Raw genomic sequence first — 18,554 nt, forward strand, 5'->3', positions numbered from 1 at the left:
GCCGGACCGTCGAGTCTACGTCGGCGGGATTCGTCGCGCCGGTCGAGCGCTGGACGGCCGCCGAACACTGCGCCAACGGGTGGTGAAGCGCCCTGCGGGCGGCGCGGCGCCACCGGACCGCCCGCAGGGCGCCAGGGGGGCCGCCGGCGGCCTCAGCGGGCCCTCAGGGCGCTCCCGGCGGCCTGCCCGTCGGCTCCCGGCGGGAGCCCGCGCTCACCTGGCGTTGAAGTACTTCGCCTCCGGGTGGTGGATCACGATGGCGTCGGTGGACTGCTCCGGGTGCAGCTGGAACTCCTCGGACAGCTTGACCCCGATCCGCTCGGGCTCCAGCAGCGCGGCGATCTTGGCCCGGTCCTCCAGATCGGGGCAGGCGCCGTAACCGAGCGAGAAGCGGGCACCGCGGTACTTCAGCGCGAACATGTCCTCGACCTCGTCGGGGTCCTCGCCGGCGAAGCCCAGCTCGGACCTGACCCGGGCGTGCCAGTACTCGGCCAGCGCCTCGGCGAGCTGGACGGACAGACCGTGCAGCTCCAGGTAGTCGCGGTAGGAGTCGGTGGCGAACAGTTCGTTGGCGGCCTCCGAGACGCGGTTGCCGACGGTGACCACCTGGAAGCCGACCACGTCGGTCTGGCCCGACTCCTCGGGCCGGAAGAAGTCCGCCAGGCACAGCCGCCGGCCGCGGCGCTGGCGGGGGAAGGTGAAGCGGGTGCGCTCGGTGCCGTCGTCGTGCAGCACGATCAGGTCGTCGCCCTTGGACACGCACGGGAAGTAGCCGTAGGTGACGGCCGCCTCCAGCAGTCCCTCGGACTGGAAGCGGGTCAGCAGCCCGCGCAGCCGCGGCCGGCCCTCGGACTCCACCAGTTCCTCGTAGGTGGGTCCGTTCGCCCGGGACTGCTTGAGTCCCCACTGCCCCTTGAAGAGCGCGCCCTCGTCCAGCCAGGAGGCGTAGTCGGCCAGCTGGATGCCCTTGACCACCCGGCTGCCCCAGAAGGGCGGGGTGGGCACCGGATTGTCCACGGCCACGTCCGAGCGGACCTGTCCGAGGTTGGGCTCGGGCTCCTCCTCGGGAAGAGCGCGCTTGGCCACCCGGCGGGCCTTCAGCTCCGGCAGCACCACGCCCGGCACCCCGCGCTTGATCCCGATCAGCGCGTCCATCAGCCGCAGCCCCTCGAACGCGTCCCTGGCGTAGCGGACCTCGCCCAGATAGACCTCGTGCAGGTCCTGTTCGACGTAGGCGCGGGTGAGGGCGGCGCCGCCGAGGATCACCGGGTAGTCGGCCGAAAGGCCCCGCTGGTTGAGCTCCTCCAGGTTCTCCTTCATGATCACCGTGGACTTCACCAGCAGACCCGACATGCCGATCACATCGGCCCGGTGCTCGGCCGCCGCGTCCAGGATCGCCGACACCGGCTGCTTGATGCCCAGGTTCACCACGGTGTAGCCGTTGTTGGACAAGATGATGTCCACCAAATTCTTGCCGATGTCGTGGACGTCGCCGCGCACGGTGGCCAGCACGATCGTGCCCTTGCCCTCGTCGTCGCTCTTCTCCATGTGCGGCTCCAGATACGCCACCGCGGTCTTCATCACCTCGGCGGACTGGAGCACGAAGGGCAGCTGCATCTGCCCGGAGCCGAACAACTCGCCGACCACCTTCATGCCGGCCAGCAGGGTGTCGTTGACGATGTCCAGGGCCGGCCGGCCCGCCAGCGCCTCGTCGAGGTCGGCGGTCAGGCCGTTCTTCTCGCCGTCGACGATGCGGCGCTGGAGGCGCTCCTCCAGCGGCAGCGCCATCAGCTCCTCGGCCCGGCCCGCCTTGAGAGACTTGGAGTCGACCCCGTCGAAGAGCTCCATCAGCCGCTGCAGCGGGTCGTAGCCCTCGCTGCGGCGGTCGTACACGAGGTCGAGGGCGACCTCGCGCTGCTCCTCGGGGATCCGCGCGATCGGCAGGATCTTGGCGGCGTGCACGATCGCCGAGTCCAGGCCCGCCTTGACGCACTCGTCCAGGAACACCGAGTTGAGCACGGTGCGGGCGGCCGGGTTGAGGCCGAAGGAGATGTTGGACAGGCCCAGGGTGGTCTGCACCTCGGGGTGGCGGCGCTTGAGTTCGCGGATCGCCTCGATGGTGGCCACGCCGTCCTTGCGGGACTCCTCCTGGCCGGTGCAGATGGTGAAGGTCAGGCAGTCGATGAGGATGTCGGACTCGTGGATGCCCCAGTTGCCGGTGAGGTCCCCGATCAGCCGCTCGGCGATGGCGACCTTCTTCTCGACGGTACGGGCCTGGCCCTCCTCGTCGATGGTCAGCGCGATCAGGGCGGCGCCGTGCTCGACGGCGAGCTGGGTGACCCGGGTGAAGCGGGACTCGGGGCCGTCGCCGTCCTCGTAGTTGACCGAGTTGAGCACCGCGCGGCCGCCGAGCTTCTCCAGGCCGGCCCGCAGCACGTCCACCTCGGTGGAGTCCAGCACGATCGGCAGCGTGGAGGCGGTGGCGAAGCGGCCGGCCACCTCGGCCATGTCGGCCACGCCGTCCCGGCCGACGTAGTCCACGCACAGGTCGAGCAGGTGGGCGCCCTCGCGGATCTGGTCGCGGGCCAGCTCCACGCAGTCCTCCCAGCGCCCCTCCAGCATCGCGTCGCGGAACTTCTTGGAGCCGTTGGCGTTGGTGCGCTCGCCGATCGCCAGGTACGAGGTGTCCTGCCGGAAGGGAACCGTCTGATAGAGGCTGGCCGCGCCCGGCTCGGGGCGGGGGCTGCGCGGCACGAGGTCCTGGCCGCCGACCCGCTCGACCAGCTGCCGCAGGTGCTCGGGAGTGGTGCCGCAGCAGCCGCCGACCAGGGCGAGTCCGTATTCGCGGGCGAAGGTCTCGTGGGCGTCGGCGAGTTCGCTCGGGGACAGCGGGTAGTGGGCGCCGTCCTTGGTGAGCACCGGCAGGCCGGCGTTCGGCATACAGGTCAGCGGGATCCGGGAGTGCCGGGTCAGATAGCGCAGGTGCTCGCTCATCTCGGCCGGCCCGGTGGAGCAGTTCAGCCCGATCATGTCGATGCCCAGCGGCTCCAGCGCGGTGAGGGCGGCGCCGATCTCCGAGCCGAGCAGCATCGTGCCGGTGGTCTCCACCGCGACCGAGCAGATCAGCGGCAGGCTCACCCCGGCCGTCGCCATGGCCCGGCGCGACCCGATCAGGGCGGCCTTGACCTGGAGCAGGTCCTGCATCGTCTCGACCACCAGCGCGTCGGCGCCGCCGGCGATCAGCCCGGCCGCGTTGGCCTCGTAGCCGTCGCGCAGGGTGGTGTAGCCGGTGTGGCCGAGGGTGGGCAGCTTGGTGCCGGGGCCGATGGAGCCGAGCACCCAGCGGCGGCGGCCGTCGGCGGCGAAGTCGTCGGCGACCTCGCGGGCGAGCCGGGCGCCGGCCTCGGACAGCTCGAAGATGCGGTCGGCGATGTCGTATTCGCTCATGGCGCTCTGGTTGGCGCCGAAGGTGTTGGTCTCCACGCAGTCCACGCCGACCGCGAAGTACGCCTCGTGCACCGAGCGCACGATGTCGGGGCGGGTGATGTTCAGGATCTCGTTGCAGCCTTCGAGCTGCTGGAAGTCGTCCAGGGTGGGCTCTTGCGCCTGGAGCATGGTGCCCATGGCCCCGTCGGCGACCACCACCCGGGAGGCGAGTGCCTCGCGGAGGGCGGCGGCCCGGGCGGCCTGCGCCGGGAGGGCGCCGGCGGAGCGGGTCGGGGAGGAGGAAGAAGGGGACGGCGAGGCCATGGGGATGCTCCCTGGGATGCGACGGCTGTCGGCTATGCGCCGCCGGCCCCTGGACGGGCGGAGGCAGACCGCGCACCACGTCAGCCTAACCGGCCGGGAGCGCGGGGTTCGATGCCATTTCGAAGGGCGAACGGGTGACGCCGGGCGCGGCTCTGCGATGATGATGGTCGACAATGTCGACCCGGGTTACCCGGCTGGCCGCTGCCGCCGCTCCGCCCGGCCGTCGTGCCCCACATCCTTGGAGTGCTCGCGATGCCAGGTCCCATCCAGTCGCTGGAACGAGCGGCGGCCATCTTGCGCCTGCTGGCCGGTGGCGAGCGCCGGCTGGGACTGTCCGATGTGGCCTCCTCGCTGGGCCTGGCCAAGGGCACCGCGCACGGCATCCTGCGCACCCTCCAGCAGGAGGGCTTCGTGGAGCAGGAGCCGGCCTCCGGCAAGTACCAGCTCGGCGCGGAACTGCTCCGGCTCGGCAACAGCTATCTGGATGTGCACGAGCTGCGGGCCAGGGCCCTGGTGTGGACCGACGACCTGGCCAGATCCAGCGGCGAGGCGGCGTATCTGGGCGTGCTGCACCAGCAGGGCGTGCTGATCGTGCACCACGTCTTCCGGCCCGACGACAGCCGCCAGGTGCTGGAGGTGGGCGCGATGCAGCCGCTGCACAGCACCGCGCTGGGCAAGGTGCTCTCGGCCTTCGACCCGGTGGCGCACAACGAGGTCACCGAGGGTGCCCGGCCGACGCTGACCAGGAGGACGGTCACCGACCCGGTGGACTTCGAGTCGGTGCTCGACCTGACCCGGGCCCGGGGCTGGGGCGCGGACCTGGAGGAGACCTGGGACGGGGTGGCGTCGGTGGCCGCCCCCGTCTACGACCGGCGGCGGATGCCGGTGGGCGCGGTCGGCATCACCGGGGCGGTGGAGCGGATCTGCGACGGCGAGGGCATCAGGGCCCGGCTGGTGGCGGCGGTACGGGACTGCGCGCGCGCCGTCGCGCGCGATCTGGGCGCCGGGCGCTTCTGAAACCCCCTCCCGGGCGAGTCGTGGGTCACACCCCTCTTGACCTGGCTGACCACCGAGGACGAAACTCTCGGACAGCGGTCGACAATGTCGAACACCGGACGGGACCCGGCGGCGTCTCCGCTCATGGACGAGACAAGGGAGTCGCAGTGTCCAATGGCCACATCGTGATCGGCGAGATCTTCGGTACCGCCGTCCTCATCCTGCTCGGTGGCGGCGTGGTCGCCGCCGTGACGCTCAAACGGTCGAAGGCCATCGGAGCCGGCTGGGTCGCCATCTCCTTCGGCTGGGGCTTCGCCGTGCTGGCCGGCGCCTACATAGCCAACGGCTACTCGGGCGGCCAGCTCAATCCGGCGGTCACCTTGGGTGTGGCCATCAAGACCGGCCAGTGGAGCACCGTCCCCTACTACCTGATCGGCCAGATCGTCGGCGCGATGATCGGCGCCCTGCTGGTGTGGGCGGCCTATCTGGGGCAGTTCCAGGCGCATCTGACCGACCCGGAGGTGCTGGCGAGCGTCGCCGCCCCGGAGCCGGCCCCCGCTTCGGCAGCGGCTTCCGCCCCGCACGCCGATCCGGCCGGCCCGGCCACCGGCAACACCGCGCAGCCCGGCGGCCCGGTGCTGGGGGTCTTCTCCACCGGCCCGGAGATCCGCAACCCGGTGCAGAACCTGGTCACCGAGGCCATCGGCACCTTCGTCCTGGTGCTGTTCATCCTCACCGAGGGCATGACCAAGGGCCTGGCGCTCAACGGCCTCGGCATCCTGCTGACCGCGCTGGTGGTGGTCGGTATCGGCCTGTCCCTCGGCGGACCGACCGGCTACGCGATCAACCCGGCGCGCGACCTCGGTCCGCGGATCGTGCACGCGCTGCTCCCGCTGCCCAACAAGGGCGGCTCCGACTGGGGCTACGCCTGGATCCCGGTGGTCGGCCCGCTGGTCGGCGCGGCGATAGCCGGCGGCCTGTACCGGCTGGCGTTCACGTAGAACGTTCTCACCGGGCGTTCACGTGGAGCGCGTACCGCAGGCAGAAGGACGTCACCCGACCCGCACCAAGGAGCACAACGTGACCGAGACCCCCACCAGCTCGCACGGCAGCGGCCCGTTCATCGCCGCCATCGACCAGGGCACCACCTCCAGCCGCTGCATCGTCTTCGACCGGGACGGCCGGATCGTGGCCGTCGACCAGAAGGAGCACGAACAGATCTTCCCCAAGCCGGGCTGGGTGGAGCACGACGCCGCCGAGATCTGGACCAATGTCCAGGAGGTGGTGGCCGGCGCGATCGGCAAGGCCGCCCAGGACATCCCCGGCTTCACTCCGGCCGACGTCAAGGCGATCGGAATAACCAATCAGCGCGAGACCACCCTGCTGTGGGACAGGCACACCGGTGAGCCGGTGCACAACGCGCTGGTCTGGCAGGACACCCGCACCGACGCGCTGTGCCGGGAGCTGGGCCGCAACGTCGGCCAGGACCGCTTCCGCCGCGAGACCGGGCTGCCGCTGGCCTCGTACTTCGCCGGCCCCAAGATCCGCTGGCTGCTGGACAACGTCGAGGGCCTGCGCGAGCGCGCCGAGGCCGGCGACATCCTGTTCGGCACCATGGACTCCTGGGTGATCTGGAATCTCACCGGCGGCGCCGACGGCGGGGTCCACGTCACGGACGTCACCAACGCCTCGCGCACCTTGCTGATGAATCTGCGCACCCTCGACTGGGACCCCAAGATCCTGGACTCCATCGGTGTGCCCGCCGCGGTGCTGCCGGAGATCCGCTCCTCCTCCGAGGTCTACGGCACCGCGGACATCGGAGGGCTGACCGGTGTACCGGTGGCCTCCGCGCTCGGCGACCAGCAGGCCGCGCTGTTCGGCCAGACCTGCTTCGCCGAGGGCGAGGCGAAGTCCACCTACGGCACCGGCACCTTCATGCTGATGAACACCGGCGACACCCCGGTGAACTCCTACAACGGCCTGATCACCACGGTCGGCTACCGGATCGGCCAGGACGCCCCCGTCTACGCCCTGGAAGGATCCATCGCCGTCACGGGTTCACTGGTGCAGTGGATGCGCGACCAGATGGGACTGATCAGTACGGCTGCCGAGATCGAGACGCTGGCCTCGTCCGTCGAGGACAACGGCGGGGCGTACTTCGTGCCGGCCTTCTCCGGACTGTTCGCGCCCTACTGGCGTGACGACGCCCGCGGGGTGATCGCCGGCCTGACCCGCTATGTGACCAAGGCGCACATCGCCCGGGCGGTGCTGGAGGCGACCGCCTGGCAGACCCGGGAGATCTCGGACGCGATGACCAAGGACTCCGGGGTCGAACTGACCTCGCTGAAGGTCGACGGCGGCATGACCTCCAACAACCTGCTGATGCAGACCCTGGCGGACTTCGTGGACGCCCCCGTGGTGCGCCCGATGGTCGCCGAGACCACCTGCCTCGGCGCGGCCTACGCGGCCGGTCTCGCGGTCGGCTTCTGGCCGGACGTCGAGGCGCTGCGGGCGAACTGGAAGCGGGCGGCGGAATGGACCCCCCGGATGGACGCGGCCGACCGTGACCGCGAGTACCACAACTGGCTCAAGGCCGTCGAACGGACCATGGGCTGGATCGAAGAGGAGCACTGAGGAAGAGATGACCACGCTGCAGCGCGTTCCCGCCCTGGGGACGCATCCGACCGCCGGCGCCAACCCCGGGCGGGCCGAGACCCGGGAACTGCTCGGGCATGCCGCATACGACCTGCTGGTGATCGGCGGCGGCATCCTCGGCATCACCACCGCCTGGCACGCGGCGCAGTCGGGGCTGCGGGTGGCCATGGTGGACGCCGGCGACTTCGCCGGCGCCACCTCCTCGGCGTCCTCCAAGCTGCTGCACGGCGGTCTGCGCTATCTGCAGACCGGCGCGGTGCGGCTGGTCGCCGAGAACCATGTCGAGCGGCGCGCGGTCTCCCGGGACGTCGCACCGCACCTGGCGTCACCGCTGACCTTCTACCTGCCGGTCTACAAGGGCGGCCCGCACGGCGCGGCCAAGCTGGGCGCGGGTGTCTTCGCCTACTCCGCGCTGTCCGCGTTCCGCGACGGCGTCGGCCATGTCATCAGCCCGGCCCGGGCCGCGCGGGACGTGCCCGAGCTGCGGACCGACCAGCTGCGGGCGGTCGCCGTCTACGAGGACGGGCAGATGAACGACGCCCGGATGGCGCTGATGACGGTACGGGCGGCGGTGGAGGCCGGCGCGACCGTGCTCAACCACGCCGAGGTCACCGGGCTGCGCTTCACCGGCGGCCGGGTCACCGGCGCCGAGCTGCGCGACCGCGCCGACGGCGCCGAGTTCGGGGTGGACGCCCGGCTGGTGCTCAACGCGACCGGGCCGTGGGTGGACCACCTGCGGCGGATGGAGGACGCGGGGGCCGCGCCGTCGATCCGGCTGTCCAAGGGCGCGCATCTGGTGCTCCGGCGGACCGCGCCGTGGAAGGCGGCGCTGGCCACACCGATCGACAAGTACCGCATCACCTTCGCGCTGCCGTGGGAGGACATGCTGCTGCTCGGCACCACCGACGAGGCGTACGAGGGCGATCCGGCGGACGTACGGGTCACCGAGTCCGACATCGGCCAGATCCTGGGCGAGGCGGCGCTGTCCGTACGGGACCAGCAGCTGTCCCGCGACCTGATCACCTACTCCTTCGCCGGTCTGCGGGTGCTGCCCGGCGGGCCCGGCGACACCGCGAAGGCCAAGCGGGAGACGGTGGTCACCGAGGGCCGCGGCGGGATGCTGTCGGTGGCCGGCGGCAAGTGGACCACCTTCCGGCACATCGGCCGGACGGTGATGAACAAGCTGGCCGAGCTGCCCGGGCACCCGCTCGGCACCGGTATGGAGCCGATGTCGGAGCTGCCGCGCAAGGCCCCGCTGCCCGGTTTCGCCAGCCCGCAGGCGGTCACCCACCGGCTGCTCGCCGACGGTACGGCGCCCGGCCCGCTGATGGCCCCCGACACCGCGCGGCACCTGGCGACCCACTACGGCTCGCTGGCCTTCGACATCGCCCGGCTGGCCAACGAGGACCCGGAGCTGGCCCGGCGGGTCCACCCGGACGCGCCCGAGATCTGGGCGCAGGTCGTCTACGCCCGCGACCACGAGTGGGCGCTGGAGGTGGACGACGTGCTGCGGCGCCGGACCACGCTGACGATCCGCGGCCTGGACACCCCGGAGGTACGGGACGAGGTGGCGCGCGTGCTCGGGGAGCGCGCCTGACCCGGCTCCGGGCCGGCCGGCCGAACGACCCGCTGACCGGGCTGGCCCCGGGGAACACGACCCGCGCCGGTCAGCCGCCGGTGAGCGCGTCCAGTTCGGCGAACAGGGCGGCCGGCTCGGGCCGGCCGGTCCGGGCCAGCAGGGCCAGCCAGTGGACCCGGCCTTCCCGCCAGAGCGAGGCGGGGGTGCGGGCGGCGACCGCCTCGACCGTACGGGCGGGCAGTTCGGCCTCCGCGGCCCGTGAGGGGGTCAACCAGTGGGCGGTGCTGTCCTCGGCGAGGCGGGCCATCCACAGCAGGTGCCGGGCGGCGTGCGCGAGTGCGTCCTGGGCGCGCAGCCGCTCCCCGCGGGCGCCGACGTGCAGGGCGAGCACCAGCCAGTTGGCGAACCGGCCGCACAGGTCGGCGATCTCGGCCGGATCGGCCGGGACCGCGGGGCGCGGCGGCAGCTTGTCCAGCACCGGCCGCAGCAGGCCGCCGCGGTCCACCACCAGCATCCGGTCCACCGCCGCGCCGCGGGCCGGCCAGTCGCCCACCGAGGCGATGTCGTCGGTGGTGGCGAAGTGGAACTCCCCGCGCACCGGGCCGGGGAAGAGCGCGACATGGGTGCCGAACTCATTGCGCAGCACCAGATTCACCGGGGCGACGTCGGCGCACCAGGCGGCCGGGTCCACCTCGTGGCGCCGCTCCGGGCGGAAGAACAGCCAGAACTCCACGTCGCTGTGCGCGTCGCCCTCCCCCGCGGCGAAGGAGCCGTACATCAGGGCGGCGTCCAGCCGGGCGTCGCGGCGGCAGATCTCCCCCACCCGGTCGATCAGCAGGTGCTGTATCACGCGGCCAGTATCGGCCGCCGGCGCGAGCGGCTGAAACGGGTTTCCGGGACTGTTGGGCAGCACACGGATTCTGGCCCATAATAAACCCAAGACATCGGATGTCTGGTGGCACCGCAGGGCCCGGGATTGTCGCGGTCCGGCGGGTCCGCACGACCTGAGCACGGGGAGGGCGCTGATGGCGGTCACCGACGAGGCCATCGAGAAGATCAAGGAGATGATCGTCTCCGGCGCGCTCCGGCCCGGCGACCGGCTGCCGAAGGAGAGCGAGCTGGCGGCCGAGCTGGGCCTGTCGCGCAACTCGCTGCGCGAGGCGGTGCGCGCCCTGTCGCTGATCCGCATCCTCGATGTGCGCCAGGGCGACGGCACCTACGTCACCAGCCTCGATCCGCAGCTGCTGCTGGAGGCGCTGAGCTTCGTGGTGGACTTCCACCGGGACGACACGGTGCTGGAGTTCCTCGCGGTGCGCCGCATCCTGGAGCCGGCCGCCACCGCGATGGCCGCGCTGCGCATCCCGATCGAGGACCTGGACGTCCTCCAGGGCAAGCTGGACGCTCTCGGCGCGGAGCCCCTGGTGGAGGAACTCGTCGCCTCCGACCTGGACTTCCACCGCGGCATCGTGCAGAGCTCCGGCAATTCTGTGCTGTGCTCGCTGCTCGACGGCCTGTCCGGGCCGACCACCCGGGCCCGGGTGTGGCGCGGCCTCACCCAGGAGGACGCGGTCAGCCGCACCCTGCACGAGCACCGGGCGATCCTGGCCGCGCTGCGCGACCGCGACGCCGAGGCGGCCCGCTCCTGGGCGACCGTGCATGTGGCCAGCGTCGAGCAGTGGCTGCGCTCCACGCTCTGAGGCCGGGCAGCGCGAAGGCGCCCTCGCCGGGATCTTCCGGCGGGGGCGCCTTCTCGCTGCCCGGAGGTCGCTCGGAGGTCAGTCGGGAGTCAGGCCAGCCGGTAGATCCGGGCCGCGTTGCCGCCGAGCACCGCGTTCCGCTCGGCCGGGGCGAGCGCGGCCACGGCCTGCTCGGCCAGCGCGTACACATCGGCGTACCGCCCGGCGAGCGTGCACACCGGCCAGTCGGAGCCGAAGAGCACCCGCTCGGGCCCGAAGGCCTCCAGCAGCTGCCGGGCGTAGGGCAGCACGTCCTGCGGGCGCCAGCTCTCCCAGTCGGCCTCGGTGATCAGGCCGGAGAGCTTGCAGCTGACATTGGGCAGCGCGGCCAGCGCGCCGAGCTGGCCGGCCCACGGCTCCCACTGGTCGGCGGCGATCGGCGGCTTCCCGCCGTGGTCGAGCACGAACTCCACCTCGGGCAGCGCCTGTACGGTCGCCACCGCCGCGGTCATCTGGTCGGGGGTCACCAGCAGGTCGTAGACGAGACCGGCCCCGGCGACCGCGCGCAGCCCGTCGCGTACCTCCGGGCGGCCCAGCCACCAGGGGTCGGGCTCGTCCTGCACCTGGTGCCGTATCCCCACCAGCGGACCGAGCTCGGCCAACGAGGCGAGGACGGCGGGCAGTCCGGGGTCGGTCAGGTCCGCCCAGCCGACGACTCCGGCGACCGGGCTGCCGGACTCCGAGGCCACGGCGAGCAGTTCGCGGGTCTCGTCCAGCGAGGAGCTGGACTGCACGGCGACGGTGGCGTCGATGCCGTGCGCGTCCAGCAGCGGTTCGAGTTCGGCGGCCGCGAAGGTGCGGTTGATCGGTTCGAGCGCCTCGCCCTTGAGCCAGGGCTGCGGTCGGCGGCCGAGGTCCCACAGGTGGTGGTGGGCGTCGATGCGCATGGTCACTCCCCGGGGTTCCGGTCGGCGCTGAGGACGGCGTTGGCCGCGGCGTTGCGGGCCACCGTGGTGGCCAGCGGCAGCGGTACGTCCTCGTCGAGCAGGCCGCGCTCCACCAGGGCGTGCCACAGGTCGTCGGGGATGTCGTAGTCGAACATGGCCGCGTTGTCGCGCATCTCGTCCTCGCCGGCCGCGCCGACCAGCGCGGAGACCACCGCCGGGTGGGCGAAGGGGAAGCGCAGCGCGGCGGCCCGCAGCGGCACCCCGTACTCGGCGCAGACCTGCGCCATGTCGAGCGCCCGGCGCAGCAGATCCTCCGGCGCGGCGGCGTAGTTGTAGTGGGCCCCGGGCTTGGGGTCGGCCAGCAGACCGGAGTTGTAGACGCCGCCGACCACGACCTGGGTGCCGCGCCGCTCGCACTCAGGCAGCAGGTCGTCCAGCGCGGTGCGCTCCAGCAGTGTCCAGCGGCCGGCGCAGAGCACCACGTCCACATCGAGGTCGGCGACCAGTTTGGCCATCACCCCGCTGTAGTTCATGCCGAAGCCGATGGCCTTGACGACGCCCTGGTCGCGCAGTTCGGCCAGCGCGGGGAACCCGGAGGCGTAGACCTCGCGCAGGTGGTCCTCGACGTCGTGCAGATAGACGATGTCGACGGCATCCACGCCGAGCCGCCGCAGCGACCCTTCGAGCGTGGCGCGGATGCCGCCGGCGGAGAAGTCCCACACCCGGGCCCGGGCCGGGGTGTCGGTGAAGCCCTGCCCGTCCGGCACCTCGCCCGGCCCGAGGTCGCGCAGCCGCCGGCCGACCTTGGTGGACAGCACGTAGGACGAGCGGTCCCGGCCGGCCAGCGCCCGGCCCAGCCGCTCCTCCGAGCGGCCGAGGCCGTAGTGCGGCGCGGTGTCGAGGTACGTGGCACCCGCGTCGAACGCGGCGGCCACGGTGGCCTGCGACTCCTGGTCGGTGATGGTGCGGTACAGGTTGGCCAGCGGAGCGGCGCCGAGGCCGAGCCTGGGGAGTGCCGGTACGGGCATGGGCAGTCGCTCTCCTTGTGCGTTTCGTTCGGGTCCGGTCCGGATCGGGTTCCGGCGCCGCCTCAGTCCTGTTTCTCGCCGCTGGCGAAGCGGGAGATGATCAGCGCGACGATGATGATCGCACCGTAGAGGAACTTGTCCCACAGCGGCGGTACTCCACCGAGCGTGGTGACGTTCACCACGAGCTGGAGCGCGACCACACCGGTGAGGGCGCCGAAGAGGGTGCCCCGGCCGCCGTTGAGGCTGACCCCGCCGATCACGGTGGCGGCGAAGACCTGGAAGATCCAGCCGTTGCCCTGCGTCGAGGAGATCGCTCCGTAGTGGCCGACGTAGAGCACACCCGCGAAGGCCGCCAGCACCGAGGCGATGCCCAGCACGGCCCAGGTGATGAGGTCCACCCGGATACCGGCCGCGCGGGCCGCCTCCTTGTTGCCGCCGATCGCGTAGAGCGCCCGGCCGTGCCGCAGATAGCCCAGCGCCAGGCCGCCGATCACGAACAGCACCAGGCAGATCCAGACCGCCGCCGGAGCGCCCAGCCAGGACGCGCCGCCCAGGTAGGAGAAGGACTTGGGCACCTCGACGATGGACTTGCCCTGGGAGATGCCGTCCTGCAGCCCCCTGAGCATGGTCAGCATGCCGAGGGTGGCGATGAAGCCGTTGACTCTCAGTTTCAGGATCAGGAACCCGTTGAAGCCGCCGATCAGCAGACCGGCCAGCAGGCACAGCGGGATCGAGCTCCAGCCGGGCATCAGCCCGATGCCGTGGTAGGTGGCCGAACCGCTGCTCGGCATCACCAGCCACATCGCGATCACCGGGGCCACACCGATGGTGGACTCCAGCGAGAGGTCCATCCGCCCGGTTATCAGGATCATGGCCTCGCCGAGCACCAGCAGGCTCAGCTCGCTGCACTGCTGGAGGACGCCGATCAGGTTGTTCGAGGTCAGGAAGGTGGGCGACACGATGAAGCCGATGACGCCCAGCAGCAGGATCACCGGGAGCAGGGACAGGTCCCGGTAGCGGGTCAGCTGGAAGCGGGGCGCCCCCCGCCGCGTCGTGTCGGGTGCCGCCACATCGGCGGTCAGCTGGCTGGTGTCGCTCATTCCTCGGCTCCCTCATCGCCGCCCGTGGGCAGCCCTTCCATGGCCGAGACCAGGTCCCGGTCGCTCCATCCGCTGCCGAACTCGGCGATCACCCGCCCGTGGAACAGCGCGATCACCCGGTCGCAGACCCGCAGGTCGTCCAGTTCGTCGGAGACGATGACGGCCGCGTCCCCGCGGTCGGCGACGCCTCTGACGACACCGAGCAGCGCGTCCTTGGACTTCACGTCCACGCCCGCGGTGGGCCGGATGGCCACCAGGACCCGCGGGTCGCGGGCCAGGGCGCGGGCGATGACCACCTTCTGCTGGTTGCCGCCGGACAGGTCGGAGACCGGCTGCGCGGGCCCCGAGGTCTTGATGTCCAGCGAGCCGATCATCCGCTCGGCGAACGCCCGGGTCCGCGACGGCAGCACGGTGCCGTACGGGCCCAGCTGGTCGGTCACCGTCAAGGTGGCGTTCTCCGCGACGCTGCGGCCGAGCACCAGGCCCTGCCGGTGCCGGTCCTCCGGGACATAGCCGATGCCGGCCCCGAGCGCGTGCGGGACGCTGCCCGGCCGAACCGCCTTGCCGGACACCAGCGTCCGGCCGCCGGTCGGCCGGCGCAGGCCCACCAGGGTCTCGCCGAGCGCGGTGTTGCCGCTGGCGGTGGCCCCGGCCAGGCCCAGCACCTCGCCGGGCTCGACCGCGAAGTCGATGGTCTCGAACGCGCCGTCCAGCGCGAGCCCTTCGGCGCGCAGCACGGCTTCGGCGTCCCGCCGGGCCGAGCCCTTGGCGTGCCAGGCCACCTCGCCCTGCGCGGCCTCACCGGTCATGGCCTCCACCAGCGCGTCCTTGCCGAGTTCCGCGACGGGCGCGGTGACGACATGGCGGGCGTCGCGGTAGACCGTGACGGTGCTGCACAGGTCGTAGACCTCCTGCAGGTGGTGCGAGATGAACAGGAAGGCCACCCCCTGCTGCTGCAGTTCCCGCAGCTTGGTGAACAGCCGGTCGATACCGGCCGCGTCCAGCTGCGCGGTGGGCTCGTCGAGGATGATGAAGCGGGCCCCGAAGGACAGTGCCCGCGCGATCTCGACGAACTGCCCCTGCTCGACGGTCAGATCGCCGGCCCGCGCGCTGGGGTCGACATCGACCCCGTACTCGGCCAGCAGGTCGCGGGCCCGCGCGCGCAGCGCGGACCAGCGGATCCGGCCGCGCTCGAACCTGTTGAGGAACAGGTTCTCGGCGACGGTCAGATCGGGCACCACCATCGACTTCTGGTAGACGCAGGCCACCTTGCTCTGCCACGCGGCGGTGTCGCCGGGCGCCGGCGCGGGCTCCCCCTGGAAGGAGACCCGGCCGGCGTCGGGCGTCTGCAGCCCGGTCAGTACGGAGACCAGGGTGGACTTCCCCGCGCCGTTGCGGCCGACCAGCGCGTGCGAGTCGCCGGCCGCAACGGTGATGCCCACCCGGTCCAGGGCCACCGTGGCCCCGAACCGTTTGACGATGCCCTCCGCGTGGACCGCGGCGGGAGGTACGGCCTGTCCCATGGGTCAGCTCTTCCCGAGCTGGTTGGCCCACAGGTTGGGGTCGTCCACGTTGTCCTTGGTCACCAGCGGCGCGGGCAGCTGGTCCTCCAGGCCGTTGGGGATGGCGATGATGTTGGAGCCGTGGTCGGTGGGACCGGGGGTGAACTTCTTGCCGGCCAGCGCTTCCTTGGCGTAGTACAGCGCGTACTTGGCGTAGAGGTCGGCGGGCTGGGAGATGGTGGCGTCGATCTGCCCGGCCTTGATCGCCTTGAACTCCTCCGGGATGCCGTCGTTGGAGATGATCGTGATGTGACCGGCGGTGCCCGGCGGCTTGAGCAGGTGCTTCTGCTGGAGCAGCGCGAGGGTCGGCTGCAGGAAGACGCCGCCGGCCTGCATGTAGATGCCGTTGAGGTCCGGGTCCGAGGCGAGCGTGGTCTGCAGCTTGGCCGACGCGGTGGCGCCGTCCCAGTTGGTGACCAGCGGGATCACCTTGATGGCCGGGAACTTGGTCTTCATGCAGGACGCGAACGCCTCGGAGCGGTCACGGCCGTTGATGGAGGACAGGTCGCCCTCGAACTCGGCGACCTTGCCCTTGCCCTTGAGCTGCGCGCCGAGGTACTCGCAGGCCTTCTCGCCGTACGCCTTGTTGTCGGCGCGGACCACCATGTACACCTGCCCCTTGTCCGGACGGGTGTCGACGCTGATCACCGGGATCTTCTTCTTGGCCATCTGGTCGAGGGTGGAGGCGATGGCGCCGGTGTCCTGCGGGGCCATGATGATCGCCTTGGCACCCTCGTTGGCGAAGCTCTGCACATTGGCGACGAGCTTGCCGATGTCGTTCTGCGAGTTGGTGCGCGGCAGCGCGGAGACGTCGCCGGCCGCGACGCCCTTCTCGATGTAGCTGTTGTAGGAGTTCCAGAAGTCGCTGTCGGCGCGCGGCAGGTCGATGCCGACCTTGCCGGAGCTGCCGGCCTTGCTGTCGCTTGCTCTGTTGCAGCCCGCGAGCGCGGTGACCGCGAGCAGAGCGGCACAGGCGGCCACGGTCGTCGTGCGCAGTCTCATCGTCGAGTCCTGCCCTTCCAGGGGTGAGTGTGGGCTTTGTACGGTCGGTTCGGTGCGGCGGTGCTGGTGGTGCGGGTGGCGCGGTGGTGCTGGTGGCACGGTGGTGCCGGGGTGGTGCCTGCCGGGTCAGCCTGCTGCGGGTCGCAGGCGGAGTCCTTGCATGCCGCCGTCGACGGCGAGCGCGGTTCCGGTCACGCTCGCCGCGGCGGGGGAGGCGAGATAGACGATCGCGGCGGCCACCTCGTCGGCGGTGACCAGCCGGCCCATCGGCTGGCGGGCGTCCAGGGCCGCTCGCTCGGCGGCCGGGTCCTCGGCCTGGTCGAGGAGGCGGCCGATCCAGGGGGTGTCGGCGGTTCCGGGGTTGACGCAGTTGACCCGGATGCCCTCGCGGACGTGGTCCGCGGCCATCGCCAGGGTGAGTGCGAGCACCGCGCCCTTGCTCGCGCTGTACAGCGCGCGCTGGGGCAGTCCCGCGGTGGCGGCGATGGAACAGGTGTGGGTGATGGAGGCGCTGCCCGGACGCGCGGCGGCGGCCTTGCGCAGGTGCGGCAGCGCGGCGCGGGCGGCGCGGACCATGCCGAGGACGTTGATGTCCAGCACCCGCGCCCACTCCTCGTCGGCGTTGTCCTCGACGGTGCCGATGGCGCCGATGCCGGCGTTGCCCACCAGGATGTGCAGGCCGCCGAGCCGGTCCACGGCCTCGCCGACCGCGGCCTGCACGGCCGCGTCCGAGGTGACGTCGGCGAGCACCGGCACGGTGCCCTCCGGGGCGCCGGACGGGTCGCGGTCGAGGACCGCGACGCGGGCGCCGCGGGCGGTGAGCAGCGCGGCGGTGGCCGCGCCGATCCCGGAGGCGCCGCCGGTGACCAGGGCGGTCAGCCCGGCGAAGTCCTGCGGGTACCGGGGCACGTCGGGCGCGGCGGGTGCGGTGGTCATCGGGTGAGCTCCTGTCGTGCGGTCCAGACCGGCCCGTCGGGGAAGCGGTAGTCGGCGAGGGTCTCGGGAACCATACGGGCGGAGAAGCCGGGGGCGCCGGGCGCCCGGTACCGGCCGTTCTCCACCACCGCCGGGTCGGTGAAGTGTTCGTGCAGGTGGGGAACGTACTCGATGATCCGGTCGTCCAGGCGGCCGGAGACGGCCACGTAGTCGAACATCGACAGGTGCTGGACCAGCTCGCACAGGCCCACCCCGCCGGCGTGCGGGCAGACCGGCACGCCGAACTTGGCGGCGAGCAGCAGGATCGCGACGTTCTCGTTGACGCCGGCCACCCGGGCCGCGTCGATCTGGACGAAGTCCACCGCGCCGGCCTGGAGCAGCTGCTTGAACACCACGCGGTTGGCGACGTGTTCGCCGGTGGCGACCGGGACCGGCTGCCCGGCGCGGACCGCGGCGTGCGCGAGGATGTCGTCGGGGCTGGTGGGCTCCTCGATCCAGTAGGGATCGAACGGCGCGAGCGCGGTCATCCAGCGGATGGCCTCGGCGACGTCCCAGCGCTGGTTGGCGTCGACCGCGATCCGGATGTCGGGGCCGACCGCCTCGCGGGCCAGCCGCATCCGGCGCAGGTCGTCGTCCAGGTCGGCGCCGACCTTCAGCTTGATCTGGTGGAAGCCGGCCGCGACCGCCTCCTTGGCGAGCCGGGTCAGCTTCTCGTCGGAGTAGCCGAGCCAGCCCGGCTCGGTGGTGTACGCGGGATAGCCCTCGCGGCGCAGCAGTTCGGCGCGCTCGGCCCGGCCCGGCTCGGCGCGGCGCAGGATGTCCAGCGCCTCGTCGCGGGTGAGGGCGTCGCTGAGGTAGCGGAAGTCGACCAGGTCGACGATCTGCTCGGGGGTCATGGCCGCCAGCAGTTCCCAGACCGGGCGGCCGGCCTGACGGGCGGCCAGGTCCCAGGCCGCGTTGACCACCGCGCCGGCGGCCATGTGCATGACGCCCTTCTCCGGGCCGAGCCAGCGCAGTTGGGAGTCATGGGTGAGCAGCCGGTAGAAGGCGCCCAGGTCGCCGGTAATGCTGTCCACCGGGCGGCCGACCACATAGGGTCTCAGTGTTCCGATCGCGGCGGCGACGACGTCGTTGCCGCGGCCGATCGTGAAGCACAGACCGTATCCCGCCAGGTCGCCGGGCGCGTCGGTACGGAGTACGACGTAGGCGGCGGAGTAGTCGGGGTCGGGATTCATGGCGTCCGAGCCGTCGAGCTGCTCCGAGGTCGGAAAGCGGATGTCGTAGACGTCGACCTCGGTAATGGTCGGACTCATGCACACTCCC

The 18,554-nt window shown here is 71.9% G+C and carries 14 protein-coding genes; 5 read left to right on the forward strand and 9 right to left on the reverse strand.

Annotated elements, in window-relative coordinates:
* Positions 1-213 precede the first annotated feature (213 nt).
* On the reverse strand, positions 214-3,750 hold the full coding sequence (gene metH, locus ACFO3J_RS12140) for a methionine synthase (protein ID WP_386428985.1): 3,537 nt from the start codon (positions 3,748-3,750) through the stop codon (positions 214-216).
* Positions 3,751-4,002: 252 nt separating this feature from the next.
* Here metH and ACFO3J_RS12145 point away from each other — a divergent pair, with 252 nt between their 5' ends.
* From ACFO3J_RS12145 to ACFO3J_RS12160, 4 genes are all read left to right on the forward strand, one after another.
* Positions 4,003-4,767 carry an IclR family transcriptional regulator gene (locus tag ACFO3J_RS12145; RefSeq protein WP_386428987.1) on the forward strand — a complete coding sequence of 255 codons (765 nt, stop codon included), beginning with the start codon at positions 4,003-4,005 and terminating at the stop codon, positions 4,765-4,767.
* Between the two features lie 146 nt (positions 4,768-4,913).
* Positions 4,914-5,747, forward strand: a complete 834-nt coding sequence (locus ACFO3J_RS12150; protein WP_386428989.1) for an MIP/aquaporin family protein — start codon at positions 4,914-4,916, stop codon at positions 5,745-5,747.
* Between the two features lie 79 nt (positions 5,748-5,826).
* Positions 5,827-7,380, forward strand: a complete 1,554-nt coding sequence (gene glpK / locus ACFO3J_RS12155; protein WP_386428991.1) for a glycerol kinase GlpK — start codon at positions 5,827-5,829, stop codon at positions 7,378-7,380.
* A 7-nt stretch (positions 7,381-7,387) separates the two neighbouring features.
* On the forward strand, positions 7,388-8,998 hold the full coding sequence (locus tag ACFO3J_RS12160) for a glycerol-3-phosphate dehydrogenase/oxidase (protein ID WP_386428993.1): 1,611 nt from the start codon (positions 7,388-7,390) through the stop codon (positions 8,996-8,998).
* Positions 8,999-9,068: 70 nt separating this feature from the next.
* On the opposite strand, the gene ACFO3J_RS12165 is transcribed toward ACFO3J_RS12160, so the two are convergent.
* The gene (locus ACFO3J_RS12165) at positions 9,069-9,830 is read right to left on the reverse strand and encodes a hypothetical protein (protein ID WP_386428995.1); all 762 of its coding nucleotides are present in this window, start codon (positions 9,828-9,830) and stop codon (positions 9,069-9,071) included.
* Positions 9,831-10,005: 175 nt separating this feature from the next.
* On the opposite strand from ACFO3J_RS12165, the gene ACFO3J_RS12170 reads away from it, so the two are divergent.
* Positions 10,006-10,677 carry a FadR/GntR family transcriptional regulator gene (locus tag ACFO3J_RS12170; RefSeq protein ID WP_386428997.1) on the forward strand — a complete coding sequence of 224 codons (672 nt, stop codon included), beginning with the start codon at positions 10,006-10,008 and terminating at the stop codon, positions 10,675-10,677.
* An 89-nt stretch (positions 10,678-10,766) separates the two neighbouring features.
* On the opposite strand, the gene ACFO3J_RS12175 is transcribed toward ACFO3J_RS12170, so the two are convergent.
* From ACFO3J_RS12175 to ACFO3J_RS12205, 7 genes are all read right to left on the reverse strand, one after another.
* Positions 10,767-11,603: an amidohydrolase family protein gene (locus ACFO3J_RS12175; protein ID WP_386428999.1), complete on the reverse strand. Its 837-nt coding sequence runs from the start codon at positions 11,601-11,603 to the stop codon at positions 10,767-10,769.
* 2 nt (positions 11,604-11,605) lie between these two features.
* The gene (locus tag ACFO3J_RS12180) at positions 11,606-12,631 is read right to left on the reverse strand and encodes an aldo/keto reductase (RefSeq protein ID WP_386429001.1); all 1,026 of its coding nucleotides are present in this window, start codon (positions 12,629-12,631) and stop codon (positions 11,606-11,608) included.
* A 62-nt stretch (positions 12,632-12,693) separates the two neighbouring features.
* On the reverse strand, positions 12,694-13,731 hold the full coding sequence (locus ACFO3J_RS12185) for an ABC transporter permease (RefSeq protein WP_386429003.1): 1,038 nt from the start codon (positions 13,729-13,731) through the stop codon (positions 12,694-12,696).
* A complete protein-coding gene (locus ACFO3J_RS12190; RefSeq protein WP_386429005.1) occupies positions 13,728-15,254 on the reverse strand; it encodes a sugar ABC transporter ATP-binding protein in 1,527 nt (508 codons plus the stop codon). The genes ACFO3J_RS12185 and ACFO3J_RS12190 overlap by 4 nt, the downstream gene beginning before the upstream one ends.
* 3 nt (positions 15,255-15,257) lie before the next feature.
* Positions 15,258-16,295 carry a sugar ABC transporter substrate-binding protein gene (locus ACFO3J_RS12195; RefSeq protein ID WP_386429007.1) on the reverse strand — a complete coding sequence of 346 codons (1,038 nt, stop codon included), beginning with the start codon at positions 16,293-16,295 and terminating at the stop codon, positions 15,258-15,260.
* Positions 16,296-16,421: 126 nt separating this feature from the next.
* Complete coding sequence (locus tag ACFO3J_RS12200) at positions 16,422-17,231, reverse strand: SDR family NAD(P)-dependent oxidoreductase (protein ID WP_386429009.1); 810 nt, start codon at positions 17,229-17,231, stop codon at positions 16,422-16,424.
* Complete coding sequence (locus tag ACFO3J_RS12205; RefSeq protein ID WP_386429011.1) at positions 17,228-18,544, reverse strand: L-fuconate dehydratase; 1,317 nt, start codon at positions 18,542-18,544, stop codon at positions 17,228-17,230. The genes ACFO3J_RS12200 and ACFO3J_RS12205 overlap by 4 nt, the downstream gene beginning before the upstream one ends.
* Positions 18,545-18,554: the final 10 nt, after the last annotated feature.

This window comes from Streptomyces polygonati (assembly GCF_042650325.1).
Lineage (GTDB): Bacteria > Actinomycetota > Actinomycetes > Streptomycetales > Streptomycetaceae > Actinacidiphila > Actinacidiphila polygonati.

Coding starts and splice junctions, on each gene's coding strand:
- metH (WP_386428985.1), bottom strand. CDS start 3,750: ATGGCCTCGCCGTCCCCTTCTTCCTCCTCCCCGACCCGCTCCGCCGGC.
- ACFO3J_RS12145 (WP_386428987.1), top strand. CDS start 4,003: ATGCCAGGTCCCATCCAGTCGCTGGAACGAGCGGCGGCCATCTTGCGC.
- ACFO3J_RS12160 (WP_386428993.1), top strand. CDS start 7,388: ATGACCACGCTGCAGCGCGTTCCCGCCCTGGGGACGCATCCGACCGCC.
- ACFO3J_RS12170 (WP_386428997.1), top strand. CDS start 10,006: ATGGCGGTCACCGACGAGGCCATCGAGAAGATCAAGGAGATGATCGTC.
- ACFO3J_RS12175 (WP_386428999.1), bottom strand. CDS start 11,603: ATGCGCATCGACGCCCACCACCACCTGTGGGACCTCGGCCGCCGACCG.
- ACFO3J_RS12180 (WP_386429001.1), bottom strand. CDS start 12,631: ATGCCCGTACCGGCACTCCCCAGGCTCGGCCTCGGCGCCGCTCCGCTG.
- ACFO3J_RS12185 (WP_386429003.1), bottom strand. CDS start 13,731: ATGAGCGACACCAGCCAGCTGACCGCCGATGTGGCGGCACCCGACACG.
- ACFO3J_RS12190 (WP_386429005.1), bottom strand. CDS start 15,254: ATGGGACAGGCCGTACCTCCCGCCGCGGTCCACGCGGAGGGCATCGTC.
- ACFO3J_RS12195 (WP_386429007.1), bottom strand. CDS start 16,295: ATGAGACTGCGCACGACGACCGTGGCCGCCTGTGCCGCTCTGCTCGCG.
- ACFO3J_RS12200 (WP_386429009.1), bottom strand. CDS start 17,231: ATGACCACCGCACCCGCCGCGCCCGACGTGCCCCGGTACCCGCAGGAC.
- ACFO3J_RS12205 (WP_386429011.1), bottom strand. CDS start 18,544: ATGAGTCCGACCATTACCGAGGTCGACGTCTACGACATCCGCTTTCCG.